25 protein-coding genes and 1 pseudogene are annotated in these 26544 nt (G+C 37.7%); 20 read left to right on the top strand and 6 right to left on the bottom strand.

Going from position 1 to position 26544, the window contains the following annotated elements; translation table 11 throughout:
* The 7 genes and pseudogenes from V7150_RS17830 to V7150_RS17800 form a co-directional block, all read left to right on the top strand.
* Positions 1–504: pseudogene (locus V7150_RS17830) on the top strand (hypothetical protein); the annotation flags it as partial.
* Positions 505–634: 130 nt separating this feature from the next.
* Positions 635–889 (top strand): FeoA family protein, encoded by a 255-nt coding sequence (locus V7150_RS17825; protein ID WP_335521076.1) that lies wholly within the window; start codon positions 635–637, stop codon positions 887–889.
* On the top strand, positions 879–1568 hold the full coding sequence (locus V7150_RS17820) for a FeoB small GTPase domain-containing protein (RefSeq protein ID WP_335521074.1): 690 nt from the start codon (positions 879–881) through the stop codon (positions 1566–1568). The genes V7150_RS17825 and V7150_RS17820 overlap by 11 nt, the downstream gene beginning before the upstream one ends.
* A gap of 3 nt (positions 1569–1571) precedes the next feature.
* Positions 1572–2945, top strand: a complete 1374-nt coding sequence (locus tag V7150_RS17815; RefSeq protein ID WP_335521072.1) for a nucleoside recognition domain-containing protein — start codon at positions 1572–1574, stop codon at positions 2943–2945.
* A 153-nt stretch (positions 2946–3098) separates the two neighbouring features.
* The gene (locus tag V7150_RS17810) at positions 3099–3368 is read left to right on the top strand and encodes a DUF1292 domain-containing protein (RefSeq protein ID WP_335521070.1); all 270 of its coding nucleotides are present in this window, start codon (positions 3099–3101) and stop codon (positions 3366–3368) included.
* A 220-nt stretch (positions 3369–3588) separates the two neighbouring features.
* Positions 3589–3837 carry a hypothetical protein gene (locus tag V7150_RS17805; RefSeq protein WP_335521068.1) on the top strand — a complete coding sequence of 83 codons (249 nt, stop codon included), beginning with the start codon at positions 3589–3591 and terminating at the stop codon, positions 3835–3837.
* A 99-nt stretch (positions 3838–3936) separates the two neighbouring features.
* Positions 3937–4722, top strand: coding sequence for an alpha/beta fold hydrolase (locus tag V7150_RS17800; protein ID WP_335521066.1), 786 nt, complete (start codon positions 3937–3939; stop codon positions 4720–4722).
* A gap of 71 nt (positions 4723–4793) precedes the next feature.
* Here V7150_RS17800 and V7150_RS17795 read toward each other — a convergent pair whose 3' ends face one another.
* Positions 4794–5180, bottom strand: coding sequence for a hypothetical protein (locus V7150_RS17795; protein WP_335521064.1), 387 nt, complete (start codon positions 5178–5180; stop codon positions 4794–4796).
* Positions 5181–5385: 205 nt separating this feature from the next.
* On the bottom strand, positions 5386–6546 hold the full coding sequence (locus V7150_RS17790; protein ID WP_335521062.1) for a glycoside hydrolase family 18 protein: 1161 nt from the start codon (positions 6544–6546) through the stop codon (positions 5386–5388).
* A 192-nt stretch (positions 6547–6738) separates the two neighbouring features.
* On the opposite strand from V7150_RS17790, the gene trhO reads away from it, so the two are divergent.
* The 7 genes from trhO (at position 6739) to V7150_RS17755 (ending at position 14837) form a co-directional block, all read left to right on the top strand.
* Positions 6739–7698 (top strand): oxygen-dependent tRNA uridine(34) hydroxylase TrhO, encoded by a 960-nt coding sequence (gene trhO, locus V7150_RS17785; protein WP_335521061.1) that lies wholly within the window; start codon positions 6739–6741, stop codon positions 7696–7698.
* 165 nt (positions 7699–7863) lie between these two features.
* The gene (gene pepF / locus V7150_RS17780) at positions 7864–9651 is read left to right on the top strand and encodes an oligoendopeptidase F (RefSeq protein WP_335521059.1); all 1788 of its coding nucleotides are present in this window, start codon (positions 7864–7866) and stop codon (positions 9649–9651) included.
* Positions 9652–9821: 170 nt separating this feature from the next.
* Positions 9822–10730 carry a hypothetical protein gene (locus V7150_RS17775; RefSeq protein ID WP_335521057.1) on the top strand — a complete coding sequence of 303 codons (909 nt, stop codon included), beginning with the start codon at positions 9822–9824 and terminating at the stop codon, positions 10728–10730.
* Positions 10731–10821: 91 nt separating this feature from the next.
* Positions 10822–11469, top strand: coding sequence for a DUF4129 domain-containing protein (locus tag V7150_RS17770; protein ID WP_335521055.1), 648 nt, complete (start codon positions 10822–10824; stop codon positions 11467–11469).
* Positions 11466–12602: a DUF4350 domain-containing protein gene (locus V7150_RS17765; protein ID WP_335521054.1), complete on the top strand. Its 1137-nt coding sequence runs from the start codon at positions 11466–11468 to the stop codon at positions 12600–12602. The genes V7150_RS17770 and V7150_RS17765 overlap by 4 nt, the downstream gene beginning before the upstream one ends.
* Positions 12599–13528 (top strand): AAA family ATPase, encoded by a 930-nt coding sequence (locus V7150_RS17760; RefSeq protein ID WP_335521052.1) that lies wholly within the window; start codon positions 12599–12601, stop codon positions 13526–13528. Before V7150_RS17765 ends, V7150_RS17760 begins: the two co-directional genes overlap by 4 nt.
* Complete coding sequence (locus V7150_RS17755; RefSeq protein ID WP_335521050.1) at positions 13479–14837, top strand: DUF58 domain-containing protein; 1359 nt, start codon at positions 13479–13481, stop codon at positions 14835–14837. Before V7150_RS17760 ends, V7150_RS17755 begins: the two co-directional genes overlap by 50 nt.
* Here the strand turns inward: V7150_RS17755 and V7150_RS17750 are convergent.
* Entirely contained in the window at positions 14815–15795 is a 981-nt protein-coding gene (locus V7150_RS17750) for a stage II sporulation protein M (RefSeq protein WP_335521048.1), read from the bottom strand. The genes V7150_RS17755 and V7150_RS17750 overlap by 23 nt on opposite strands.
* Before the next feature lie 119 nt (positions 15796–15914).
* On the opposite strand from V7150_RS17750, the gene V7150_RS17745 reads away from it, so the two are divergent.
* Positions 15915–16715 carry an RDD family protein gene (locus tag V7150_RS17745; protein WP_335521047.1) on the top strand — a complete coding sequence of 267 codons (801 nt, stop codon included), beginning with the start codon at positions 15915–15917 and terminating at the stop codon, positions 16713–16715.
* A 65-nt stretch (positions 16716–16780) separates the two neighbouring features.
* On the opposite strand, the gene cls is transcribed toward V7150_RS17745, so the two are convergent.
* Positions 16781–18235 (bottom strand): cardiolipin synthase, encoded by a 1455-nt coding sequence (gene cls / locus V7150_RS17740; RefSeq protein ID WP_335521045.1) that lies wholly within the window; start codon positions 18233–18235, stop codon positions 16781–16783.
* 197 nt (positions 18236–18432) lie between these two features.
* Between cls and V7150_RS17735 the strand changes: the two genes are divergently transcribed.
* From V7150_RS17735 to V7150_RS17715, 5 genes are all read left to right on the top strand, one after another.
* Positions 18433–19041 carry a TetR/AcrR family transcriptional regulator gene (locus tag V7150_RS17735; RefSeq protein ID WP_335521043.1) on the top strand — a complete coding sequence of 203 codons (609 nt, stop codon included), beginning with the start codon at positions 18433–18435 and terminating at the stop codon, positions 19039–19041.
* Between the two features lie 52 nt (positions 19042–19093).
* Complete coding sequence (gene ftsH, locus V7150_RS17730; RefSeq protein ID WP_335521041.1) at positions 19094–20941, top strand: ATP-dependent zinc metalloprotease FtsH; 1848 nt, start codon at positions 19094–19096, stop codon at positions 20939–20941.
* Positions 20942–21093: 152 nt separating this feature from the next.
* The gene (locus V7150_RS17725; protein ID WP_335521039.1) at positions 21094–21618 is read left to right on the top strand and encodes an RNA polymerase sigma factor; all 525 of its coding nucleotides are present in this window, start codon (positions 21094–21096) and stop codon (positions 21616–21618) included.
* Positions 21608–22525 (top strand): hypothetical protein, encoded by a 918-nt coding sequence (locus tag V7150_RS17720; RefSeq protein ID WP_335521036.1) that lies wholly within the window; start codon positions 21608–21610, stop codon positions 22523–22525. The genes V7150_RS17725 and V7150_RS17720 overlap by 11 nt, the downstream gene beginning before the upstream one ends.
* Positions 22526–22806: 281 nt before the next feature.
* Positions 22807–23595 carry a LysM peptidoglycan-binding domain-containing protein gene (locus tag V7150_RS17715; protein ID WP_335521034.1) on the top strand — a complete coding sequence of 263 codons (789 nt, stop codon included), beginning with the start codon at positions 22807–22809 and terminating at the stop codon, positions 23593–23595.
* A 171-nt stretch (positions 23596–23766) separates the two neighbouring features.
* On the opposite strand, the gene V7150_RS17710 is transcribed toward V7150_RS17715, so the two are convergent.
* Positions 23767–25137, bottom strand: a complete 1371-nt coding sequence (locus V7150_RS17710; protein WP_335521033.1) for an aldehyde dehydrogenase — start codon at positions 25135–25137, stop codon at positions 23767–23769.
* Positions 25138–25200: 63 nt separating this feature from the next.
* The gene (locus V7150_RS17705; RefSeq protein ID WP_335521031.1) at positions 25201–26400 is read right to left on the bottom strand and encodes an iron-containing alcohol dehydrogenase; all 1200 of its coding nucleotides are present in this window, start codon (positions 26398–26400) and stop codon (positions 25201–25203) included.
* Between the last annotated feature and the right edge of the window lie 144 nt (positions 26401–26544).

Below are 26544 nucleotides of genomic sequence, written 5' to 3'. Positions count from 1 at the left end.
GATATAGAGTTTACTAAAATAATTGATGTATTCAAGGAAGGATATAAGATAAGCCCCATAAATGCTGGTTTGTTTCTTATCATCATCGTGATTCTAACCACAAGTGTTAGTGGTCATTTTATCAGGATTTTATTAGGATCGTTGCCTAACCAGCTGTTATCCTTTGAAGGAAAGTATTCATTTAAGACAGACAGACAAGAAGAATACTATGCAAATAAAAGTATGGGCAAAAAGGGTTTAACTGAGGAGTATCATTACACTATTTTTTCAAAACATGACCTTTCACGCGGGAAATTAATTGGTTATATTGAAAGACTGCTAGTTTTAGTATTGACATTTTACAATGCCTATCCTGCAATCGGGTTTATTGTTGCAGCAAAATCTATTGCCAGATTCAAACAAATGGACGATAGGGATTGGGCGGAGTATTTCTTGCTCGGTACACTAACCTCAATGTTCATAGGCATTTCACTCGGGATATTATTGCGCGAAGTTTTGACTTGATATATTTTTTTAGCTGCCTAAACAGAAGGCAGCTTATTTTTTTTATAAAAAGGTGGCATTATTTGCAACAATTTCATATAATTAAATAAAAGTTGCCCTTAGGAAAGATTTTGAGGAAGGGGAAAGAGAAATGGATAAACCTAAAATAATTAAATTGCTAGATGGGGAAAAAGGAAATGTAATTAAAATTACTTCTTTAAATTTAGATGGTGTAATGAGAAGAAGATTATTAGATTTAGGATTTGTAACGGGTGCAATCGTTGAAGTTGTTCGTAAAAGTCCTTTAGGAGATCCGATCGCCTTTCGTGTAAGTCAAACGACGATTGCCCTCCGTGAAGAGGAAAGTTCAAGAATAGAAGGGGAGCTGGTGTCCAATGGGGAATGAGTACCGGATTGCATTAGCCGGAAACCCGAATACTGGTAAAAGTACATTGTTTAATGCTTTAACAGGTCTTAGGCAGCATACGGGAAACTGGGCAGGAAAAACCGTTTCCCTGGCGAAAGGCAGTTTATCTTTTAAAGATAAGACTTTTCATCTCATTGATCTGCCTGGAACTTATTCTCTGTTTTCGAATTCAACAGATGAAGAAGTGGCGAGAAACTATATCGTTTTTGAGAAACCAGATGTAACGCTTGTTGTATTAGATGCAACCTCATTGGAACGGAATTTCAACCTAGCCTTACAAGTGTTAGAAATGACAAAAAATGTTTTGATTTGTATTAACTTAATTGATGTCGCGGAACAGCAAGGTATTCACATTAATGAACGGCTTTTGACCAATCGATTAGGAGTACCTGTCATCAAAATTTCGGCGCGGAATAAAAAGGGGTTCCCAATGCTCCTCGATACAATTGATCGTATTGTATCAGGGGCGATTGAATGCCAGCCAGCTCGGTTGACATATCCTGAAGAAATTGAAGAAAAAATTAACAAGATTGAACCTAAGGTGCGTGAAATGGTTGGAAATCACATCTCTTCCCGCTGGGTTTCTTTAAGATTGTTAGATGGTGACGAGTCATTACTCAATGAAATTAGCAAACGATTGATACCGGAGGGGGTTTAGTAGATGAGTATTCAAGAGCTTTATACAGAAGCTCAAGCGTTGTCATCATCTAAGCTAAGAGATGATATAGTGGAACATCTTTACGACCGCAGCCATACATTATGCCGCGACGGAATTTCCTATACAAAATCAAATAGAGATACACGAACAGAAAAACTAGATGCAATTTTTACTTCACCGATTTTTGGTTTCCCGATTATGATTGTGATGCTAGGCGTATTGTTTTATATAACAATCGCTGGAGCGAATATCCCATCATCAATGCTCGCTGAGTTATTTGGGGTTATCGAAGGGTATATTACCTCATTTTTTACTTTCCTTCACGCTCCGGATTGGCTGCATGGTGTGCTTGTTCTTGGTTTATATCGGGGAACATCCTGGGTGATAAGTGTAATGCTGCCGCCGATGGCTATCTTTTTTCCAACCTTTGCCCTTTTAGAGAATTATGGTTATCTACCACGTGTGGCTTTTAATATGGATCGATTGTTTAAAAGGGTTGGGGCGCATGGAAAGCAATCATTGACAATGGCAATGGGGTTCGGCTGTAATGCCGCAGCTGTCATTTCAACGAGGATTATCGAATCGCCAAGAGAACGGATGCTTGCAATTCTGACGAACAATTTTGTGCCATGTAATGGGCGCTGGGGTACATTAATCCTTCTAGCCTCATTATTTATGGCTGCCAATTTTACCGGTGGTATTAAGTCGCTTGTCACCACTGGGGTTATTGTCGGAATTGTTCTATTTGGGATTATCGTGACATTTTTTGTTTCATGGGCACTCTCAAAAACTGCTTTAAAAGGAGTTCCGACACATTATACGTTAGAGCTGCCGCCATATCGGAAACCAAAAATTTTTGATACCGTTATTCGTTCTTCGTTAACAAAATCATGGTCTGTGCTAGTCAGAGCAGTAAAAGTAGCTGCACCTGCCGCTATCTTAACGTGGGTATGTGCAAATATTTACATTGGTGATACAAGTATATTGATGTATACGGTGGAATTTCTAGACCCGTTTGGAAAATTACTTGGTCTTGATGGTTATATCATGATGGCATTTATACTAGGGTTGCCGGCAAATGAAATTGTCCTGCCAATTCTATTAATGGGGTATTTATCTACCGGTTCGTTAACTGAGGTTGATAGCTTGGTTGATTTGAAGCAAATCTTTCTTGATCACGGCTGGACATGGCTTACAGCATTGAATATGATGTTGTTTTCACTCTTACATTATCCTTGTGGAACAACGCTTCTTAATATTTATAAGGAAACGAAGAGCAAAAAGTGGACATTTCTTGCCTTCCTCATTCCAACCATAATCGCCATCATTGTTCCATTAATCATTACACAGACGGTAAGAATGTTCGGTTTAATATAAAAATAAGACACCACTTTTATTCTGGTTATGGAGAAAAAAGTGGTGTCTTTTATGTATTTGTATTGTTGAGTCCAATCGAATGGTTAAAATTCATTCATTTTAGAGATACTGTTTGAATGGATAGTTATTAAATGAAGGAAAGGAGAGTTACGTATGAGTAAAATTGAAGTAGGGGAAATTTTTACGATAAGCGATGAGAGTGATAATGAACAGGAAGTAGAAGTGCTAGGGGTAGTGACGATTGAGGGGGCAGACTATGTTGCTGTCGGGTTTGCGGAGGATGTTAGACAAGAAACGGATGACGATATTGATATTTTCTTTTTAAAGGTTGATGAAGATGGTGATTTTTCCGCCATTGAAAGCGATGAGGAATTTGAAAAGGTTTCTGCCGCGTTTGATGAAATGATGGATGAAGACGAGTAATTAAGGAGCGAGAGAGGAAAAACCTCTCTTTTTTCTTTATCAAGTTCAATTGGAAAAATTATGTATGTATATAGTTTGTTTTGGAATACTAGCATTGAGAATATAAAAGAAGACTCGTCCGTCGATTGGTAAGCCCCTAAGGAGGAAGACAGAGACGTATTTACACTTATGCTTGAAAGGAAATTTATACTTTCCAATCAGCCAAAAAAGGAGAAAATGCATGTTAATTGAAGATGGGACTAAATATCAAATTTCGCAAACTATTAAAGATTTTTTCAATTCTGCTGAGACCATGCTGGTAAAAAGCAATAATGGGATTACAGTACAGTTTATTCTGGGAGATAACAAAGGTCATGGGTCCATGCCGGTGGAGCATTTCCATTATTTATTAAAAAAGACTAATTTAACGCTCATTCCTAATAAAAGATCCTTATTAAATACGGATATGAATGAGGAACAAATCGGATAATTTTAATGCATTGCTTCGAGAAGAGGTAATGCATTTTATATTTCATTGATTTAATTTTATACTATAGGGTATCAACTAGTGTAGGGAGTGATTAAATTTATGAAAACAAATAGTGTTAAATTGTCAGATGCGAAAATCGCGTATGTAGATATGGGTGAAGGGAAGGCAATTGTTCTTCTACACGGTTTTTGCGGGAGCTCTCTTTATTGGGAAAAAGTGATTCCTGAACTGTCAAAAAACTATCGTGTAATTGCCCTAGATCTTCCAGGGCACGGGGAATCGAGTATGGACAAAGGATATTATTCAATTGAAGAGTATGCGGAAAAGATAAAGGATCTTTTAGATCAATTGAATATCCAAAAGGTAACAATGTTTGGACATTCATTAGGAGGCTATATTACACTTGCCTTTGCTGAAAAATATAGTAACCTTTTAAACGGTTTCTCGCTTGTTCATTCCACTGCCTTTCCCGATTCGGAAGAAGCGAAAAAGGGCAGAGTAGCGAATACAGAAAAGGTACAGCAAGAGGGGATTAAGTCTCTTATTGATGGTTTGGTACCAAAGCTATTCTCACCAGATAACGTAGAGGAAGATCAGATTAAAGAGGTAAAAGAAATAGGGTACTTAACTACTCCACAAGGTGCCGTTAGTGCATTGACCGCGATGAAGAATCGGATTGATCGAAATCCTGTATTAGAGGCCACTCCTTTGCCAGTACTTTTGATTGCAGGTGAACTGGATCAAATCATTCCAGCAGAAAAAACTTTTTCGGTGAGCAGAGATAACATCAAACAGAGGTTAATAAAAAATTCTGGACATATGAGTATGTACGAAAACCCTACTGATCTTCTTTCAGGAATGAACGATTACTTATCAAGTATATAGCATCGAAGTTCATTGTATTATATCCGAATAAAAAAATTCCCAACTTGTATTTGGTTGGGAATTTTTTTCATTTATTCTGCATCTGCTGGGGATAATCCCATGAAAACGCCATCAAAAAATACTGCCATAAATTTTGTTCCTTGCTCATTTTCAAAAGGTACTCCAACCATTACCACGCCATATGTATTATTTTTGAATACTTCAACGGTATTAGCACCAGTCCATTTTAAGTCATCTTTTTTAAGATCATTTTTCACTGCTTTAAACGCTTCACTGCTGATTACATCGGCAACGATTTTATTTCTTTCAGATCCTAAAATTGGTGTAACATCGCAACCACACTCTTCAGATAAAGCTTCTGGTTGGTGGGTTTCTGCTGCTTTAGCAGTATTCCCAGTTGTCACAAAAAGTGTTAATGCAATCATGCCTCCAAATACTACAGATAAAAATTTCTTCATCCATTTTTCCTCCTTATTTTAAACTTCTTTTACTTTTATTCTCTCTTTTTCGACAAACTCCTTCAAAAACTTTGGAAAAAAATACGACAAATGCCAAAAATTATGACGGCTTTGTGTCAATTAAGATTTGATTTCGAGGCACTAATTCCGATAAAAACGAAAAGCTGTACACTCTTTAAGGATGAGAGTACAGCGGTTTAATTACCTATTTTTTTGCCGAATAATACTTTCCCAGTACATTATTTGAATCATTTAAAGCTTCAAAAATTGTTCCTGTTAAACTATGTGGTCCTTTTGCATCAAGTCCGACTTCCCAGAGCATCATGCCGCCAAAGCCATGATCAAGTGCCAGTGTTGTTTTCTTTTTCATGGTGGCATCGCCATTATAATAGTAGGTTGTCCCATTCATGCTTACTGTATCTTTTGTGGAATTTGCCGGGTCTTGGTTTATGATAGCACTATAGGATACCTGTTTTATTTTAGGATCCTCCGGTTGGGCATAAAACGGAACACCCAACACCAATTTTTCTTTTGGAAGATTATTATTGTCAAACAAATCTGCCCAATAGTTTACTATTTTCTCTGTAAACGGATAGGGAGATAAATTTGCAGCATGATAGCCATCATCCCATTGACCGTCATATGCCATAATATTGACATGGTCAACATCATGGAACATCGACGGTTCATAGACGACAAAGCCAATTTCGGTTAATGTTACGGCATGGATTTTTGAATAAACAGCTATCGACAACTCCATATTTTTTGGATGAAGTTGTGCACTTAATTCTTTCGTAAAAAGAGCAAGATTTTCGGCATCCGCTTTGGAATGGGGATGTTCAAAATCGATATCAATACCGTCAAGATGCTCCCGAACTGCAATACTAGTAAGCTCATTCACTAGTTTTGTCCTGGATGCAGGATTAGAAATAGCGGTTTTAAAATACTCATATGATTCACCGCCCTTGATATGATACCATCCGCCAACAGCAAGCATCACCTTTGTATCATATTTTTCTGCTTCTGAAACGACTGTCCTTAGATTTTTTAACGCAGTATCGCCATTTAGCAAAATTCCTCCTTCCTTTGTCGGATGGGCAAAGGAGAAGATGACATGCGTTAATTTGGAGTAATCCACTACATATGGGTCGCGGAAATCCTGTACATACCCAATGAGAACTTTTGATTGTGATTTTTCCACCTTTGGTAATTCTTTTGTCTCCGGCTTGATGGCCGATTTTGGTGCTTGCTTTATATTAACCGTTTTTTCATTTGCTTTGTTAGTGGAGAATAAAACTCCAGTCAAAATACCTCCAATGAAGGTAATCGTAATTACCAGTGTTAGGAGGAGTGCGGGTTTCTTCATAGGATGTATTCCTCCTTAGTTTTGTTACCAATAAAAATTGTAACAGAAAAAAGGAGAAAATTTGGCTGGTAATATCCACCTATACGCTTGCAGTAAGAAAAGAAATTTGAAAACCACTGCTAATTTTTGATATAGTAACTTGGTTAATGTTAATAATAAGTATAATTTTATATATAATATAAGGTGGTAGACATGACTCAAGAATATAGAGTGTTATTGTATTACAAATATGTATCGATAGAGAATCCTGAAGAAGTTGCGAATGAACACCACCAATTCTGTACGGATTTAGGTTTAAAAGGACGGATTATCATCGCTGCTGAAGGAATTAATGGCACAGTGTCAGGCAACATCGAACAGACGAACGCCTATATGAAATACATGGAGGCACATCCTTTTTTTTCAGGGACTATTTTTAAAATTGATGAAGCATCCGAGCATGCATTTAAGAAAATGAAGGTTCGTTACAGACCTGAGCTTGTTACATTACGTTTGGAAGATGATGTTGACCCGAATGTGCTAACAGGAAAACATTTGATACCGAAGGAATTCTTTGCCGAAATGCAAAAAGAAGATACCGTAGTGATTGATGCTCGAAATGATTATGAATATGATTTAGGCCATTTTCGCGGGGCGGTTCGACCAGATATATTGAATTTCCGTGACTTGCCACAATGGATCCGAGAAAATAAAAAGGAATTTGAAGGCAAGAAGATTCTCACTTATTGTACGGGTGGAATCCGCTGTGAAAAATTTTCCGGCTGGCTCCGACAAGAGGGATTTGAAGACGTATCACAGTTAGAGGGCGGGATTGTCACTTACGGAAAAGATCCAGAAGTCCAAGGGGAGTTATGGGATGGACAACTCTATGTATTTGATGAGCGCATTAGTGTTCCTGTGAATCGAAAAGAGCATGTCATCGTAGGAAAAGATTATTTCACGGGTGAAGCATGTGAACGCTACGTGAATTGTGCTAACCCGGAATGTAATAAAAAAATACTATGCTCGGAGGCAAACGAGCATAAACATTTACGCAGTTGTTCACATAAGTGCAGGGTTCACCCTCGGAACCGCTACATTGCTGAGCATGGATTAAGTGAAGAAGAAGTAAATGAAAGATTAACGGCAATCGGAAAAGAAGTAATTATATAATGAAGCATGGGGCAGGTCATCCGAATGACCTGCCTTTGTTATTTCTTATCTTGATTCTTACATAAAAAAGGAAAACCAATGATAAATATGGAATATACCTTTGAATGCTATTCCTTTTTTGGAAAAATTAACTCACTCAGTTGTAAACGAGAAAGGAGCAATAAAATGACGACATACAAGAGCAGAAGCGAAGTGCCTAGCAATGAAAAATGGAATTTAGCAGATATCTATTCGGATGTCAGTAAATGGGGAGAAGAGTATCTGCTGATTGAAAAAATGGCGGATAAACTAAAAAAATTTGATGGTGAAATACACGATGGCCATTCTCTCTATCAATACTTAAAACAAAGAGAGGAGTTATCCTATTATTTTAATAAGGTTTATGCATATGCCATGTTGAAGGTGGACGAAAATACGAAGGTAACAGAAGCACAAGCCCTTTTAGACCGAGCAAAACAGCTAAGTGTAAAAGTGAGCGCCGCTACTTCATTCTTCCTGCCTTTTTTATTAGGTCTCGATAAAGAAACATTACAGGGCTACATAAAGACTGAAGAAAAATTATCCTATTTTGAAGAGGATTTATGGGAGTCGTTTCGCTATAAGTCACATGTGCTCAGCAAAGAGAAGGAAGAACTTCTCTCGCAATTAGGCGAGGCATTGTCTGTTCCAGGTCATACTTTTGGAATGATCAATAATGCGGATATCAAGTTTGGGGAGGTTACCGGTAATAATGGTGAACGTGTGGAACTTACAAGGGGGATGTATGCAAAGTTAATTGAGGATGAAGATCGAGAAAAGCGCAGAGAAGCCTATAAAGCATACTATCAGCCCTACGTGCAGTTGAAAAATTCAATAGCTTCAACACTTGCAGCGGCTATTAAAAATAATGTGACACTGTCTCGGGTCCGTCAATATCCTTCTGTACTTGAAAAGGCCTTATTTGGGGATAAGGTTGCAAAAGAGGTTTATGAAAATCTTATACAAACAACGAAAAACAATATTGCACCACTTCATCAATATACTCGTATTCGGAAGGAAAAGTTGAAACTCGATGAACTACGTCAATATGATATGAGTGTCCCACTCGTAAGCGGCGTCAAACAAGTGATTTCTTATGAGGAAGCGTATGAAACGATGTGCAAAGCCTTAGCACCTTTAGGAGAGGATTATATCGGTATTCTTCAGGAGTTTAAGGACGGGAGGTATATTGATGTAAGAGAAACTCCAGGTAAGCGTTCTGGTGCCTACAATCTAGGTGTATACGGCGTCCATCCGTTTATTCTTCTTAATCATCAGGACGATTTGGATAGCTTGTTCACATTGGTTCATGAATGCGGTCATGGTGTCCACAGCTGGCTGAGTTCCAAGCATCAGCCGCAAATTACAGCCGGTTACAGTATCTTTGTTGCCGAAGTTGCATCAACCGTCAATGAAGTCCTATTGATTAACTATTTATTAAGCAATGAAAAGGATGATAATATCCGAAGGCATTTACTGAACCATTTTATCGATCAATTTAAAGGTACATTTTTCACTCAAGTAATGTTTGCAGAGTTTGAGATGCAAACGCATGAAATGGCTGAAAAGGGTCAACCATTAAATGTAGAAGTGTTTAACCAAATCTATGAGAGATTGTTTAGGGATTACAATGGAGATGACGTTGTGTTTGATGAGGAAGTAAAGTATGGATGGTCAAGAATTCCTCATTTTTATCGACCATTTTATGTGTATAAGTACGCAACAGGATTTGCTTCTGCAATTCATTTGGCAACAAAGATTCTTGAAGGTGATGAAAAAACATTGACATCGTATTTGGAATTCTTAAAAAGCGGCAGCTCGGATTATCCGCTCGAACTGTTAAAAAAGACGGGAGTAGATCTAACCACACAATACCCGATTGAAAACTCCCTTAAACGTTTTGGGGAACTGGTAGAAGAGTTTTCAAAGATATAAGGGAAATCTATATGATTATAAAAGGCCTAACCTCTACTTTTTTAGCCTATACCCAAGAGGTTAGGCTATCTTTCTACTTTTTTTTACAATTTCTACCCCAAATATCTCAGAATAATGATAAAATAGGCGGTAATAATAACCATTTTTTACATTCAAGGGGGAATTTCACATTGGACGCAAAGTTTAAAAAGCCAAAAGGATTCGGGGAAATCCTGGATCATACCTTTAGTTTAAGTAAAAATCGTTTCAAAGAATTTTTCATGATTTTAATTATTTTTATGGGCCCTGTCTACTTGATTCAAGCTATTATTCAATTCGCTTCAGGTACCAGTTTTTTTAGACAGGTCGGGACTGGTGATAATTGGTTTGAAGAAAATCTCTCAAGCTTTATAGATTCAGGATCGTTTGATTCGAGCAGTTTAGATTTGGGTATCGGCTTTATCGTGGTCAGTTTATTTAGTGCTCTGCTATTCCCAGTTGCAGAGGCAGCGATCCTGTTTGCGATTAATCATATTCGGAATGAGGAAGAGTTTACGGTGGGCTCCGTTATCAAACAAGCATTCTCACGTTTTTGGCCAATGTTTTGGAGCAATATCTTGTTTGGTTTAATCGCGTTTATAATCATCATTATTCCTCTTGTCCTAATCATTGTAGGATTCGCTTCTGCATCGGTAAATCCAATAGCTGGAATTCTTTTTGGAATCCTGTTGTTTTTCGGATGTGCGATCGGGATTGGACTTTTAATAACCCGCTGGAGCTTTTATTTTGGTTCGGTGGTGCTTGATAAGACTTCTCCGGGATTTTCGAGAAGCTGGAGACTATCAAAGAACCGAACTTGGGCGTTGATGGGACTATATATTGTGTTTTACATTATCTCCTCAATAATAAGTACTGCTATACAATTTACCTTTGGTGCCTTTTTAGGTACAAGTGTTTTATTATATATGATTTCAAATATGGCATCACTGTTTACGACGATGATATTCTCAGTAGGTTATGGGGTTATGTATCTTGATTTGAAAACGAGACATGATGCTGATGATTTAAAGGATTTGATTGACGACTATAAGACCATTTAAGGTGAAACTTAAATCAGTGGGGGATTCTTTCATTCCCCACCAATACTTCCTGCCCTTTATAAAGGGATAAATAAACCTATTATGTTAGGTGATGATTATGTTAGATGCAAACAAGGCACGAGATGACCTTGAAAATATTTTAAATACAAAAGAGTATAGAGTTTATTACAATGATTCTAAAGGGTTTATCCAAATCTGGTGGGAAAAAGCAAAAGAATGGATCGCAGAACAGCTGGAAAAGTTGTTCCCTGCCATTAAATCAGCCAGCAGTGCTTCAGGACCAATTTTAATAGCAGTTATTGTGATGGTTATTATTCTTTTAGCATTATCAGCATACTTTCTGATTCGGAATACAAGACGGAATTTGATTTTGCGGAAGCAAAAACCACTGCAATCGATGAAGGAATTAAATTGGACGTTCGAGCGGCATCTTGAAGAGGCCAGGAAACATGAAGTATTAGAAGAATATTCTTTTTCAACCCGCCACCTGTTTTTATCCTTACTTCTTTATTATCACGAAAAAGGATGGCTTGAGGCAAGAATTTGGAAAACGAATTGGGACTACTACGATGAACTTCGGAAAAACGATCCACTAAAAGCCGATCAATTTTACCGCCTTGCCCACTTTTTTGAAGATGTGACGTATGGCGAACGAACGGTGAGTAATGAGGAATATGTTCAATTCAAATATGAAGCAATGAAATGGCTCGGTGAAAGGGGGGAGGAAGGTATTTCATGAATTCACAATCAAAGGTAAGAACATGGATTTGGCTGATTGTTCTACTCATCCTATTTTTAACGATAAGTTACTTTTCCTTTTCACCAAAGCCACAAGTCTATCCAAGCTATGTGACGGATTCTCCTTCTCCAACCGGTGTAAAGGCATTTTATACATATTTAAAGAAAGAAAAGGAAGCAAAGAGCTGGAACCATGCACCTGAAATGCTGCCTAATGGGAAAGGAAATCAATTACTCGTTATGGTCGAACCGTCATTTTATCCAGAAAAGGATGTAATGGAGGATTATGTTAACTTCATGAAGGACGGAAATACCATTTTGTTATTACAAACCAACCCTAAAGGGATGTTTGATGTAAACACTGAGTTTACGGAACAAAAAGCCTCTCCTAATGACAAAAAGAAGGATGTATTTGATCAGTCACATGGCACTTATCGGGCTGAGATTAGTTCCCCAATCCGTTTACAAACCATGAAAGAAGATGTGGTTTTATTGAGTGATCGCAAGGAAACCATAGCGCTCAAACGCACTTATGGTAAAGGTCATTTGATTGTAGGGATTGCTCCTGAATGGATGACAAATGAAAACCTATTAAAAAATGATCATTTACCACTTCTTCTTTATCTATTAAATGAAGGTAAAGCGCAGACCATTTTGTTTGATGAATATATTCATGGCGGGGAAAATGCCTCTACTATTTGGAACGTCTACCCAATGTGGTTTTTACTGCTTGTTTTACAAGGAATCTTAATCATGGTTCTTTGGCTATGGTTTAAAGGGAAACGATTCGGACCAATCTTCTTTCCAAGGGAAGAGTCGGTTCGTTTTAGCGATGAGGGAATTCAAGCAATTGCTGCTTGGTACCTCAGAGGCAAACGGTATCATGACTCATTACTGATACAAGCAGATTATGTCAAGCTACTGTTACAAGAGCGCTGGCAAATTCCATACAGCCGGGAATGGCAGGATCTTTCTAGTTATTTTGAAAGAAAATGGCTTCAAATGCCTGCTCGTGAAATTAAGTCTTTTCTTAATGGATTGGTCACCATCCTTGAAAAAGAAAAAATAAGTAAACAAGAATATCTATTATGGTCGAGAAAACTGGAGCAATTACGAAAAGAGGTCGGAGAATGAAAACAGAATTAACAGCGTTTTTAGAAAAATATGAGGAGCGGATTATTGGGCAGAGTCTTAATCTAAGGCTTTTGTTATCTGCCATTTTAGCAGGGGGACATGTACTTTTAGAAGGCGTACCAGGCACCGGAAAAACACAAATGGTACGAACGCTAGCGGGGCTACTTGGCGGCAGCTTTAACCGGATTCAGTTTACACCTGATTTACTGCCAAGTGATATCACTGGCAGCATGATCTATAATATGAAGGAAAGTTCATTTCAAACACTGAAGGGACCTATTTTTACTAATATTTTGCTAGCCGATGAAATCAACCGGACACCTGCAAAGACGCAGGCTGCATTATTAGAAGCAATGGAAGAAAAGCAAGTAACGATCCAAGGTGAAACGTATCCATTGCCAGAAGTATTCTTTGTCGTTGCGACACAAAACCCGATTGAATTTGAAGGGACTTACCCGCTGCCGGAAGCACAGCAGGACCGTTTCTTGTTTAAGCTGAATATTGATTTTCCAACATTTGAGGAAGAGAAAACTGTATTAAGAGAAGTAATAGAAAACAGCTTCGATGAAAAGTTAGTAGCATCAATTTTAGACATGGACGCTTTTTTAAGAATTAGAAAAGAAATTGAAAAAGTGACGGTTAGCGAGAATGTGCTAGACTATACGATGCAAATTGTCCGAAAAACACGTGATATTGAAGCCATTCGCTACGGTGCTAGTACAAGGGCGGGAATCTCGATCGGAAAAGCGGCACAATCATGGGCATACCTGGCCGGTCGTGACTATGTGACACCGGACGATATCAAAATGGTTGCCAAACCGGCATTAAGACATCGTATTCAGTTATCTCCACATGTAGAATTGGAGGGAGCAACCGTTGACCAAATCATTGAAGAGCTTGTGGGGTCGGTTCCTGTTCCAAGATAGAGGGATTTTACCGACAAAACGGCTATTGCTGCTCTTTCTCGTCCTCTCATTCGCATTATTGATTGGAACGGGATGGGGAATATCATGGAGTTACGTCATTACTATTAATCTTGTTGTATTTTTTGTAAGTCTAGTAGACTTACTCTTTTCACCGAAAAAAAATCAGCTTTCCTTTCATCGAACGGTAGCTGATGAATTAGAAAGGGGTATTACCTATCAGGTAAAGATTGTGGTTAAGAATACCTCTTCCTATGCGTTTACATACCGGATGATCGATGGCTTACCACAGTCATTCAAACGCCCGTTTCCTCTTGTTGGAAAAATACCGAAGGAAGCAACAATGGAGATCTCGTATGATACGATTGCTACTGAAAGAGGAAAGTATGAAATCGGTAACCTTTATTTTCGCTATACGAGCCTTTTGGGTTTATGGGAGAAGCAAACAACCCTAGGAATAGAGGATTCTGTGAAAGTTATTCCGGATTTGACCGAGACAAAGCAGTATTTGGAAAATGCACAGCAATTTTTAAAATACGAAGGGTTAACAATTCGCAGACAGCGAAGTGGTGTTGGTGATTTTTCTAAGATAAGGAGTTATGTGGTGGGGGACGATCCCCGTAAAATCAACTGGCGTCAAACGGCAAAGCTACAAGAAGTGATGACCAATGAATACGAACCTGAGCATGGGAAGTATATTACGATTTTACTTGATTGCGGAAGAATGATGGGCGCCGAATTGAAGAACGGAAACCGTTTAGAGAGGTCGTTAGAAGCGGCATTGACCGTAACGGCAGCCGCTCTTCAAAAAGGCGATTATGTCTCTGTCCTTGCATTTTCAAAGGAAATCAAAGTATTTGTGCCTCCAGCGAAAGGAATGGCACACTTACAGACGATTCTTCAAGCAATCTATCATCTGCAAGTGGATGCAGCTGAGTCAAACTATGCAGCAGTGCTGCAATACTTAGAAATGGTTCAAAAGAAAAGGAGTCTACTTTTATTATTTAGTGATGTCAGAACTTTTCTCCATGAGGAAAGCGCGCTAATCTTATTAAAGCGGCTTCGGCAGAGGCATTTATTTTTCATGATTGGAATAGAGGATCAAACACTCATTAAGAGAGCATGTGAGGAGCCAGGTACGGTACAAACAGCGATGGTGAAAAGTATTGCCCAGCAACAGCTGCTATTTAAGAAACGGGAAAAAAGCAAATGGGAAAAACAAGGCCTCCAAATGATAGAGGCCCGTGAAGAAAAGTTAGTCATTGCCGCCGTATCCCATTATATTGATATTATGAATCAAAATCTTCTATAGCATTAGATTTGCGTAAGTTTAGCTTTCCGATTACAACATAAAGAATTAAGCCGATAACCGTTAGGAAAGCAACAAAATATTTTGCTTCTAGAGAAATCGCGGCTGGGGTGATAAAGCCTTCAACGACTCCGGCGATGACAAACAAGGGAAGTGTCCCAAGCAGCAGTTGTACCGATCGTTTCGCATGATGTTTTAATTGATAGCCTCTTGTGTATTGACCGGGAACAAAGAGCTTATAGCCCATTAACAGACCGGCACCGCCGGCAATAAAGATGGCTGTAAGCTCGATCATTCCGTGTGGTACGATATAAGCCCAAAAATCATAGGATTTCTCGTGATGCCAAAAAAGGGCAGCGAGTGCGCCGATGAGGATACCATTATAGACGAGCAAATAAACTGTTACAAGCCCAAATGTAATCCCTCCAGCAAAGGCGAAGATGGCTACCTTGATATTGTTGGTCATAATGCTAGCAGACATGAGAGAGGAGTCGACCGCTCCATTCCCCTCCCCGAGGTGGTCAGGATTAACACCTTGAGCGATTTCCGCCGGGAGGATGGCATAGATATGCAGCGGATCATTCATGACAGCAATAAAGCTCCCTACGGCACCAATGATAAATAGGATCATCGCCACCACAACAAACTTCCATTGCTCCACTAATAACCCAATAAATTTGGTGCTGAAAAAATGGCGAATTTGTTTAAAACTAGATACTTGATCCTTATACAACAGGTTATGTGATTTAGAAACAAGTCCATTCAAATATTGTGTTACTTCGTCATTTGGGAAGTAGGTTTGACTGTAGGAAAGATTCTGTGCTGTCTTTTGATAGAGTCGATGGTATTGTGTAATCGTATCACCTGTAATTGCATTTCTGCGTTTACTCATGGTTAATACCAATTGTTCAAGCTGTTTCCATTCTTCACGATGCATTTTTACGAATTGTTTGACGTTCATTTTCACACCTTCTTTTAGGGAGCTATGTAATTTTTATTCTCTTTCTCCTTATTATAGAAAATTAGTAGAAAAATAGAAACAACATTAGAAAAAATCAACCGTGTAAAGGGGGAATTTTTATGAATGAAGACCGTTTAGATATTAAAACACCTGAATACGTTTCGATTCAGTTTCAGCTTGCCGGTTTAGGAAGCAGAGCAGCTGCTTTTATTATCGATCAGTTACTTTTAACGGTTGTTAATATATTAACCTTAGTAGTACTTTTTTTTGTTATGGATGGAATATCCTCGGTAGGGTTTCTACCGGATAGTTTTATTCCTATAGCTATTACGATTATTATTCTTTTCATCGTGAATTGGGGATACTTTTTTGCGTTTGAATTTTTTTCAGGGGGTAGAACGATCGGGAAGAAGCTGATCGGAATCAGAGTGATTCAGGAAAATGGACATAGCATCACATTATTATCAAGCTTTATCCGGAATCTTATCCGCTTGATTGATTCCCTTCCGACTGCTTACTTTCTAGGGATAATCATGATATTTTTTCATCCAAAGCATAAACGCCTTGGAGATCTTGTCGCTGGTACGATTGTCATTCATGAGAGAAAGGCAAAACAGAAAAAGAAACTAACTCCAATCGAAAAAGAAATTGAAACTAGAGGGCTAACAAAGTATGATATTTTTCTCGATGAATGGACGTTAAAATCGCTGGGAATGAAGGAATGGAAGCTGATTAGTACATATGCCAGCCGATATCCTCAAGTACCAATGGAAGAAAGAAATCAATTAACAAGACAAATTGCTGAAATCTTGCTTCCGAAAATAGGGCTGGAAGTAGAAGGAAAACGAGAAACTGATTTAGAAAATACGCTCCTTGTACTTTATTTAATCCTGAAGGACGAATGGCAATTTGAACTGTAGAGAAATAAAAAGCTCGGCACTTTCTAATGGAGGTGCCGAGTTTTCTTCTAAATGACGAAATGAAATTATAAAATAGGCGATAGGAGACGTGTTATGGCCTCTTTTAATTTGATACCCAAGGAGCGCTCTTTGTATCTATCCATTGTTAATTCAGAGCTATCTTGACAATCTTGCAGAAACAAATCATAAAGATTTTTAGCCACTTTTTCATCGTAGATGACGGCATTTACCTCAAAATTTAAACGGAAGCTCCGTGTGTCGATATTGGCAGTGCCAACAGAAGCCACTTCTTCATCCACTACAATAGTTTTAGCGTGGATAAAACCCTTTTCATAAAGATAAATTTTAGCCCCATAGTCTAAAAGTTCCCCCGCATATGCCCAAGTTGCCCAATAAACAACGGCGGAATCGCCCTTACTAGGAATCATGATTCTTACATCAACACCTGAAAGTAAGGCAATTTTACATGCATCCATAAAACTGGCATCTGGAACAAAATACGGTGATTGGATGTACAGGGTCCTTTTTGCAGACATGATTAGTTTGATATACATATTTTTAATGTGTTCCGTTACTGTGTTAGGACCGCTCCCAATAATTTGAACCGGACTTTTTCCATCATGCTTGCCAACTTGGTAGGAATATGGTTCAAAACTCATCTTGTTCTTCGCAGCGTAATTCCAATCTAAAAGAAATCTGCCTTGAATTTGGGAAACAGCTTCCCCTTGGACCTTTAAATGTGTGTCGCGCCAGTAGCCAAATTTTTTATCCAATCCTAAGTACTCATTACCTATATTAAAGCCGCCAATATAAGCAATCTTTCGGTCAATAATGCAAAGCTTCCTGTGATTTCGATTATTAATCCGGAAATTAACCAATTTTAGAAACGAAGGGAAAAAGGCTTCTACTTCACCACCATAAGTAATCATCTCTTTAAAAAATGCAGGAGATATCCTTCTAGATCCAATTTCATCATAAAGGAGCCGAACCTTTACACCTTCTTTTGCCTTCTTTGTGAGTTCATCCCGCAGTTTGTCAGCAAGGGAATCCCGTTGAATGATGTAATATTGAAGGTGAATCTCTTCTTTTGCTTTCCTAATATCTTCAAACAATGAGCAAAATTTTTCATGACCATCAGTAAAAATTTCAATTTTATTGTCCAATGTAAGTAATGCATTGGATGACTTTACATTCATCAGGAGCAAATCAGAATGTTTTGAAAGCAAATCATTGTGAAAAAATCTATTGTCTTGAAGTTGATGGATTTGTTCATCTACTGCTGATAGAAGATAACTTCTTTCTTCAGATGACAAATTGTAAAAATTCTTTTGCTTTAATTGTCGGCCTAGAAACAAATAAACGATAAAGCCAACGATGGGAATAAAGAATAATATCATCAGCCATGCCCATGTTGAGCCAATGTCCCGGCGCTCAATAAAAACAACAACTGCTGCCAACAAAAAATTGATAACAAAGATGATAATGGATACATCTAGTGTGCTTAAATTTATTACATCCATACATTAAAAATCCCTTCTATTTCACTAAGTCTATTGATATAGATAAATTTTAACTGAATTAGTTGAACTTTAAAAGAACTTAAAGATATAAAATTGACAATGAGATATCAGTTCAATTGACAATAAACGCTGTGTCATATATCATTGCATTGATGACAATGTGTCATAATCAGATTTTACCATAAGAAGGGAAGAAAATGCCGAAAATTACATTTTATAATTTACCAGAGGATAAAAAGGAGAAGTTAATAAACGCAGTTAAGAAAGAATTTTCAAGAGTACCTTTATATGATGCATCCATTTCTAATATCGTAAGATCAGCGAGAATACCGCGCGGCAGCTTTTATCAATACTTTGAAGACAAGGAGGATGCTTTTTTCTTCATATTAAATGGTATTGTTATTAATAACAATAACAACTTTGCTGCACTCCTAAGAAAACATAATGGCGATCTATTTGATTCCATGATTGATTTTTTCCAATATATTATCAAGGAAGAAGAAAATGTTCAATTCTTAAAAAATGCGTTTTTGAATATGACGTATAAAATAGAAAATAGCTTTGCCAATATTTTTAGAAACCGAGAAAATAACGATAATTTCAGAGAAATTTCATCGTTAATAAATACAAGCAACTTAAACATTTCAAATGATCAAGATTTGTTTCATATTATGCAAATTATTTTCACAGTAACCATACGGAATGTAGTTGAGAAATTTGCAAAAGAGCTGTCGAAACAAGAAGCATTGGGGAACTATATAATTGAAATGAATCTTTTGAAAAATGGACTTGCTAATAAAAAATAACAGTTATTAGTTTTTTGAGGGTTTAATGACTAGTGACCGTGGAGGAATATAAATGAAACAAATGAAACCGCCAAAAAAACCGCTAATATTTTACTATGCAGTGACATTGATAATCATTTTGCTATTAAATTCTTTTATTTTTCCAGCCTTTGTTAATCGCTCTGTAAAAGAAGTGGATTATGGGACATTTTTAACTATGGTTGAGAAAGGAAAAGTAAAACAGGTAGAAATTGAAAATAACACCATTGTGTTTAAACCATATGATACCAGTGAGGCCAAGCTTTATAAGACAGGAACGATTGACGACCCTAAATTAGTTGACCGCTTGCATAAGGCGAATGTTAAATTTACAAAGGTGATACCGAAAGAAACATCCCCAATCGTAAGTTTCATTCTATCTTGGATCCTTCCGCTCCTCATTTTTATTGCAATCGGTCAGTGGCTGATGAAGAAGATGCAAAATAGAATGATGGGTGGTGGAGGCGCTTTATCCTTTGGTAAAAGTAATGCAAAAGTATATGTGGAAGCTCAAACAGGAATTGTCTTTAAAGATGTAGCCGGCCAGGATGAAGCAAAAGAAGCCTTACAGGAAATTGTTGATTTTCTGCATAACCCGAAAAAATATAAAGAAATCGGTGCGAATATTCCAAAGGGTGCTTTGTTAGTAGGCCCTCCTGGAACAGGGAAAACCCTATTGGCAAAAGCGGTAGCAGGGGAATCCAAGGTTCCATTCTTCTCAATGTCAGGTTCTGAATTTGTTGAGATGTTTGTCGGGATGGGTGCTGCAAGGGTAAGGGATTTATTTAAACAAGCTCAAGAAAAAGCACCATGTATCGTATTTATTGACGAAATAGATGCAATCGGTAAAAGTCGAAATTCAGGTATGGCAGGCGGCAATGATGAAAGGGAGCAAACATTAAATCAGCTGTTAACAGAAATGGATGGATTTGATGCCGATAAAGGCGTCGTCATCTTGGCCGCAACCAATCGACCTGAAACACTTGATAAAGCACTTTTAAGACCAGGAAGATTTGATCGAAGAGTTCCGGTTGAATTACCTGACTTAGCAGGCCGTGAATCAATTTTGAGAGTACATGCTACAAAAGTGAAGTTAGCTGATGATGTTGATTTCAATGTAATCGCTAGAGCTACATCAGGGGCATCAGGGGCAGATTTGGCTAATATAATTAATGAAGCGGCACTAAGGGCAGTAAGACTCGGACGACACAAAGTTGTTCAAAATGATTTAGAAGAGTCTGTTGAGGTGGTCATTGCCGGCTATCAACGGAAAAATGCGGTCATTACGATGAAGGATAAATTAACGATTTCATATCATGAGATTGGGCATGCATTGGTAGCAGCGAAACAAAGTCATTCAGCACCGGTCCATAAAATCACGATTATCCCTAGAACTTCCGGCGCTTTAGGCTACACGATGCAAGTGGATGAACATGAAACGATCCTGATGTCAAAAGAACAAGCCTTGGATAAAATTACAACCTACATGGGTGGACGTGCAGCAGAAGAGATCATTTTTAAAACGGTCACATCAGGTGCCTCCAATGATATTGAACAAGCAACAAAAATTGCCAGAGCAATGGTGACACGGTTTGGGATGAGCGAAGAATTTGATATGATGGCACTGGAAACAGTCAATAATCCGTATTTAGGCGGGGATACCTCCCTGATGGTATCAGGAGAAACAGCAGCAAAAGTGGATGCTGAGATTCTCAAAATTATCAAATCCTGTCATGAAAAAGCCATTCAGATTTTAGAGGAAAATAAAGATAAATTACACGAACTAACAAAGTACCTGTTAGAAAAAGAAACGATTACCGGTGAGGAATTTATGGCTATTTTATCAGGGAAACAGGTTACGAATGATATATTTGAAAAGTAGTAATTGAAAAAAACAATATTAATCATGTGAAAGCTCATCTTAGTGATACATAAGATGAGCTTTTTTTAGAACTTTCTCATTTATTAGTGTCACAATTTATCAATGTTCAACGACTGATACGTAAGAAAGCAAAAAAGAGGGTGAGGGAAGGCTTGAATAAAGATAGAGAAAGGCTCGTGATGGATTGGTACGAACTGTATTATGATGATATTTATCGGTTTATCTTATATATGATAGGTGATAAACAATGCTGTGAGGATCTAGTCCATGACACATTTATACGTGCTTATTCAGCAATTGATGGATTTGAAAATCGGTCGGCAGTAAAAACGTGGCTGTTTAGTATTGCAAAGTATTTGGTGATTGATGAAATTCGTAAACGGAAACGTAAAAGGCTATTTTCCACAGTGGGGCTTAATCAGGAAATTCCTTCTTCCTTTAATTTAGAACAGCTTATTGAAAACAAGGAGTTTGTTCTTCAGCAACTGGAAAAAATCCAAAAGTTAAAGCCGAATTATCGTTTAGTGATAACGTTAAAGAAAATTGAAGATTGTACGACAAAGGAAGTTGCAGAAATTCTCGATTGGTCCGAGTCAAAGGTTCGTAAAACCTTATCAAGAGCATTACAATCCCTTAAGAAAATGAATGAGATAGGAGGGGGAAATCATGGTGAATAAGCATTTTGAAGAAAAATGGGAGCTGCTTAAGCAACTTGGTTCAACTGATACACAAAAAGACGTAATTAGAAAAAGAATTCAAGAATCGATCCATCGTCGCCCCTCCAAAACTAGTCCCATTAAGTTTCATCAATGGAAAAATATTATCGCAACCTCATTGTTAATTGTTATTTTCGGGGGTTTTCTGTTCATGGTAATGGATGAAAATCCAAAGAAAAATGATTTTTCAAATTACACGATTGACTATTACTCTTTCAGCTGGAAGCTTGAAGATGTAACTGGAAAAAAAACAGGTGATAGTTTAGAGCTTTACCATAAAAATGAACCCATTCCGTTTGGAACCGTTAATGAAGTAACCGAAAATGAAATGAACACGATTATCAAGTCCAAGCCGATGTTTGTTAACAAAGAACTTGAACATTTCCCATATAAGACCGTCATGTATATTGAACATGTAAAAATGCAGGACGTTGGCATTCGGTATTACTTCTTTATTCCGCTGACTAAGGAAAAATGGATTCAATATACGTTCGATTATCCAAAGATTGAGTACGCTGACATTTTTCAAGCGATGTCTTCACTAGAGTTAAAAGGGAAAAAACCATATCATCATGACGAGGCACTTTATGTGACTCATGGCTACGGAAGCATGATATACCCCGTTGATCTAGAGCCGATTTCCGTTACTTCAAATAAAATTGAAGTGTATCGTTGGAGAGGAGCATCCACAAAGGCATATAATCAATATTTGGAAAAGATTTTGCACAGTGATAGCAAGTGGCAGAAGGAATCTGGAGAGGGGTTGTCAAACACTTTTGCCTCAGTAAATGGGCATGAAGTCATCACCATCAGTTTAAATGGAAATGAACTAACATATGAATATTTTTACCCGAACCAGGATGAATAACTGATAGGAACAGGTATTAACGGAATTTCTTATGTTTAGAAGTTTGAAAAAAATAAGGGCTAAGCAAAACAAAAACCGAATTAACACATGTGGATTCGGGTTTTAGTTTTTTGCTAATTATTATTTCACAAACATCGAAGCGTTTATCTATCTCGGGGAGAAAAATATATAAATTGTGGAAATATAAGAAAATATTTAATATACAGTCATAAAATGGAGCAATTTGCCGAATCTCTGTAAGGGATTCTTTTTTTTATTATATTTTTGGGGGAGTAGTAGCTGTGAGTACAACGTTTATTAAAAGAAAACAAAGATTAGCTGAATTGCAAAAGAAAAAGATGAGAGCACGTAATAAAAAACTGGCAACAGCTGCGATTGCCGGAGCATTTACGGCTGTTGCGTTTATGACTACAAAAGTCGAAGCATGCAGTACCTCATATACAGTAGGAAAAAATGATACTCTATATAGCCTATCGAAAAAGTATAATGTCAGTATCAAACAGCTAATGGAAGTTAATGGTTTAACTTCAGAGAAAATAATGGCCGGCCAGCAACTTTTGGTACCTGAACATTCTATAAAAACCTCCAGTCTTTATACTGTACAAAAAGGGGATACCCTTTATTCTCTCGCAAAAAAATCCGGTGTCAGCATGAATGAATTAAAAAAGATAAATCATTTACAAACGGATAAGCTATACATTGGTCAAAAACTGAAACTTTCTATTGATTCACCAGCAGAAGACATTAAGCCACTATACATGGTCAATCCTGGAGATACACTATGGGGAATCGCAAATCGTTTTGGGGTAAAGGTAGAAGATCTAAAAAAAGCGAACGGACTTAGCCTAGATATGGTTCTTATTGGGCAAAAGCTCACTATTCCGGGTCCTGTAATTCATACTAAAGTAAAAGTTGTAGGTGCTGCTGATAACTTTACCGTAGAATTTCAGCATAAGAAAAAACCATTAATATTAAAAGTGGCATATGGTACTGCAAATGAATACGAAAAAAGATCAGGGCAGGAAGTAACAGTAGTTCATAAGAATGGGGCCCTTATTTCAATAAATTAATTTCCTAGAAAACACGTTTGATTTATATCAGGCGTGTTTTTTAAAATTTATCGTCTTAATATACTAGTTGGTTTTACAACAGATGAAAAGGCTGCAATAATTATGAAACTATACGAAACTACAAAAAAGCCTTTAGCACAGTGATCGTGTACTCAAGGCTTTTTTGTTTAACTACTTCAAAAAAAGCTTAATTTTATTAAGTCCGTTTTTCATATTTGGGTATCGAAACGGGATATCAAATAAGGTCGTTTGTTTAAGAACGCTTTTTTGATGGGAAAAAGTATCAAAGTTTCCTTTTCCATGATAGGCGCCAATCCCACTGTTTCCGACTCCTCCAAAAGGCAGGTAAGGGGAGACAAAGTGATAGACCGTGTCATTTATACAGCCTCCACCAAAAGATACGCTGTTTACAACTTCCTGTTGAACGTTGTTATTTTCCGTAAAGAGATAAAGTGAGAGCGGCTTCGGGTGACGATGAATTCCTTCTAGTACCTCTGATAGCACATCATATTCAAGTACAGGTAGAATCGGCCCAAATATCTCATCCTGCATGATCTGATCATCCCATGTGATATTTGTTAGAACCGTTGGCTCAATCATTAAATTTTCTTGATTTGAGTCTCCGCCCATAAAAAGTTCTCCATTGTCGAGAAAGGAACACAACCGCTGAAAGTGCTTATCACTTACGATTCTCGTGAAATGCACATTATTTAATGGCTTCTCCCCATACAATTCGATCGTCGCTTTCTTGAATTCTATGAGAAATTGGTCCTTAATTTTTTTATGAAGATACAAATAATCCGGGGCTATACAGGTTTGTCCGGCATTGGTAAATTTCCCCCAGGCAATCCGCTTCGCTGTTAGTTTAATATTGGCATCCTCATGAACGATACAAGGACTTTTTCCACCCAATTCTAAGGTAACTGGGGTTAAATTTTTAGCTGCCGCCTCCATAATGACTTTTCCAACTGGAACGCTTCCTGTAAAAAAGATATAATCAAATTTTTCATTAAGCAGTGCTTGGCTTGTTTCCACGCCTCCTTGCACAACGGAAATGTACTCCTCGGGGAATAAATCACTAATGAGTTCCCCTAGTACTTCAGATGTTTTCGGTGTCAATTCTGAAGGCTTGATGACTGCACAGTTTCCTGCGGCAATGGCACCGATTAATGGAGCTATTGCTAATTGAAAAGGATAGTTCCAAGGGGCGATTATGAGCGTCACTCCATATGGTTCTGAAAAAATAAAGCTTTTCGACCCAATATGGGTTATAGGTGTTTTAACTCTTTTCGGCTTCACCCATGAACGTAAATGTTTGATCGTAAATCGTAATTCTTCGAGGACAATTCCTATTTCAGTGGAATAGGAATCAAATTCAGATTTATTTAAATCTGCCTTTAAGGCATCCATCAGTTTTTTTTCGTTATTTTTAATCGCAATTCTTAATTTTTGAAGTGCTTCGAGTCGATAAGCTACATCCTTTGTAGTGTCCGTCCGAAAAAAAGATTTTTGCTTGGTAATAAGGGAATTGTAGGTTTGCATTTCATCAGCTTCCTTTTAATCTGAATCAAATTTTTCACTATTTCCGTAGATTTTGAGAGAATTCTATTCCTTTATCAGTTGATAAAGATTAACCAGATCTTCTTTATTCAGAATTCTTGGTACAGGATAGAGAGGGTTTGCTTCCTTTAAGGCACGTTCGACCATCACCGGAATATCGCTATCGACAATCCCATCGACCTTTTTAGGAATCTCCATTTTTAAGTTAAGCTTTTTTATCTCTTCAATAAATTTTACGGCCTTTTCCTGGGTAGTATCCTCTGGTTCACCAATTCCAATTAATTCTGCAAGCTCAGCTAATGGCTTGTGGACAGATTCACCGTAATACTCCAGGACATAAGGAAGGATAATGGCGTTCGCAAGTCCATGGGGAACGGAATAAAATCCACCAAGCGTATGGGCAATCGCATGCACATAACCAACATAAGCACGTGTGAATGCCATGCCGGCCAAATAGGCTGCTTTTTGCATATTCGAACGTGCTTGTATGTTTGTTCCGTTTGAATAGGATTCATAGAGATTTTCAAAGATTAATTTTACCGCATCTAAACAGTAATGTGTTGTTTCCTTTGTGTTACTTTTGCCAATATATGCTTCAACAGCATGTGTTAACGCATCAATCCCTGTTGCTGCCGTAATATGTTGTGGAAGATTAACGATAAGTAATGGATCAAGGACAGCATAATGCGGAATAAGAGATGTATCCATTATGGCATATTTTTCATGTGTCTTGCTATTGGAAACAACTGCAGCTAAGGTTGCTTCGCTTCCTGTACCAGCCGTGGTAGGAATGGCAAATAGCGGAGGCATCTTTTTTAACACCTTAAATATACCCTTCATCTGGGGGATACTCTTATTTGGTTTTGCTGCCCGGGCTCCGACCCCTTTAGCACAATCTATTGGAGAACCGCCCCCAAACGCCACAATTCCCTGGCAATTGTTAGCGGTGTACATTTGAAAGGCTTCTTCGATATTATCAATCGTTGGATTTGGGACAGTTTTGTCGTAAATGAAATAATTGATTCCTTCGTGTCGCAGGTCATTTAGGAATGCCTCCATTAGGCCAATCGACATGATTCCTTGGTCTGTAACGATTAAAACGCGTTCAACTTTGCTGCGTTTCATAAGTATCGGCAGTTCTTTCAAACTATTTTCTCCCTCTAACAGCTGAGGTTCCCGCCAAGGCATGAAGGAGGAAGCTGTTTTCATAACTCCCTGAAAAGCTCTGCAATATAATTTATACATAACATTACCTCGCTTTCATTGAAAAATCGAATTCTTTTATTGCAATCTTCGAAGTATATAAACTATTAACAGGATACCCAAAAGACCCAAAAAGAGAGGGAAAATACCCCAAATAACCCAAAAACGTATATCACATATATATAT

It is taken from the genome of Neobacillus drentensis (assembly GCF_036965245.1).
Classification (GTDB): Bacteria; Bacillota; Bacilli; order Bacillales; family Cytobacillaceae; genus Neobacillus; species Neobacillus drentensis_G.
The sequence above is the reverse complement of the archived record's forward strand: the minus strand, read 5'-3'. Positions and strand labels throughout refer to the sequence as shown.

Excerpts from the sequence above, each read along its gene's own strand:
- V7150_RS17825 (WP_335521076.1), top strand. The coding sequence starts at position 635 with ATGGATAAACCTAAAATAATTAAATTGCTAGATGGGGAAAAAGGAAAT.
- V7150_RS17820 (WP_335521074.1), top strand. The coding sequence starts at position 879 with ATGGGGAATGAGTACCGGATTGCATTAGCCGGAAACCCGAATACTGGT.
- V7150_RS17815 (WP_335521072.1), top strand. The coding sequence starts at position 1,572 with ATGAGTATTCAAGAGCTTTATACAGAAGCTCAAGCGTTGTCATCATCT.
- V7150_RS17810 (WP_335521070.1), top strand. The coding sequence starts at position 3,099 with ATGAGTAAAATTGAAGTAGGGGAAATTTTTACGATAAGCGATGAGAGT.
- V7150_RS17805 (WP_335521068.1), top strand. The coding sequence starts at position 3,589 with ATGTTAATTGAAGATGGGACTAAATATCAAATTTCGCAAACTATTAAA.
- V7150_RS17800 (WP_335521066.1), top strand. The coding sequence starts at position 3,937 with ATGAAAACAAATAGTGTTAAATTGTCAGATGCGAAAATCGCGTATGTA.
- V7150_RS17795 (WP_335521064.1), bottom strand. The coding sequence starts at position 5,180 with ATGAAGAAATTTTTATCTGTAGTATTTGGAGGCATGATTGCATTAACA.
- V7150_RS17790 (WP_335521062.1), bottom strand. The coding sequence starts at position 6,546 with ATGAAGAAACCCGCACTCCTCCTAACACTGGTAATTACGATTACCTTC.
- trhO (WP_335521061.1), top strand. The coding sequence starts at position 6,739 with ATGACTCAAGAATATAGAGTGTTATTGTATTACAAATATGTATCGATA.
- pepF (WP_335521059.1), top strand. The coding sequence starts at position 7,864 with ATGACGACATACAAGAGCAGAAGCGAAGTGCCTAGCAATGAAAAATGG.
- V7150_RS17770 (WP_335521055.1), top strand. The coding sequence starts at position 10,822 with ATGATTATGTTAGATGCAAACAAGGCACGAGATGACCTTGAAAATATT.
- V7150_RS17765 (WP_335521054.1), top strand. The coding sequence starts at position 11,466 with ATGAATTCACAATCAAAGGTAAGAACATGGATTTGGCTGATTGTTCTA.
- V7150_RS17760 (WP_335521052.1), top strand. The coding sequence starts at position 12,599 with ATGAAAACAGAATTAACAGCGTTTTTAGAAAAATATGAGGAGCGGATT.
- V7150_RS17750 (WP_335521048.1), bottom strand. The coding sequence starts at position 15,795 with ATGAACGTCAAACAATTCGTAAAAATGCATCGTGAAGAATGGAAACAG.
- V7150_RS17745 (WP_335521047.1), top strand. The coding sequence starts at position 15,915 with ATGAATGAAGACCGTTTAGATATTAAAACACCTGAATACGTTTCGATT.
- cls (WP_335521045.1), bottom strand. The coding sequence starts at position 18,235 with ATGGATGTAATAAATTTAAGCACACTAGATGTATCCATTATCATCTTT.
- V7150_RS17735 (WP_335521043.1), top strand. The coding sequence starts at position 18,433 with ATGCCGAAAATTACATTTTATAATTTACCAGAGGATAAAAAGGAGAAG.
- ftsH (WP_335521041.1), top strand. The coding sequence starts at position 19,094 with ATGAAACAAATGAAACCGCCAAAAAAACCGCTAATATTTTACTATGCA.
- V7150_RS17720 (WP_335521036.1), top strand. The coding sequence starts at position 21,608 with ATGGTGAATAAGCATTTTGAAGAAAAATGGGAGCTGCTTAAGCAACTT.
- V7150_RS17710 (WP_335521033.1), bottom strand. The coding sequence starts at position 25,137 with ATGCAAACCTACAATTCCCTTATTACCAAGCAAAAATCTTTTTTTCGG.
- V7150_RS17705 (WP_335521031.1), bottom strand. The coding sequence starts at position 26,400 with ATGTATAAATTATATTGCAGAGCTTTTCAGGGAGTTATGAAAACAGCT.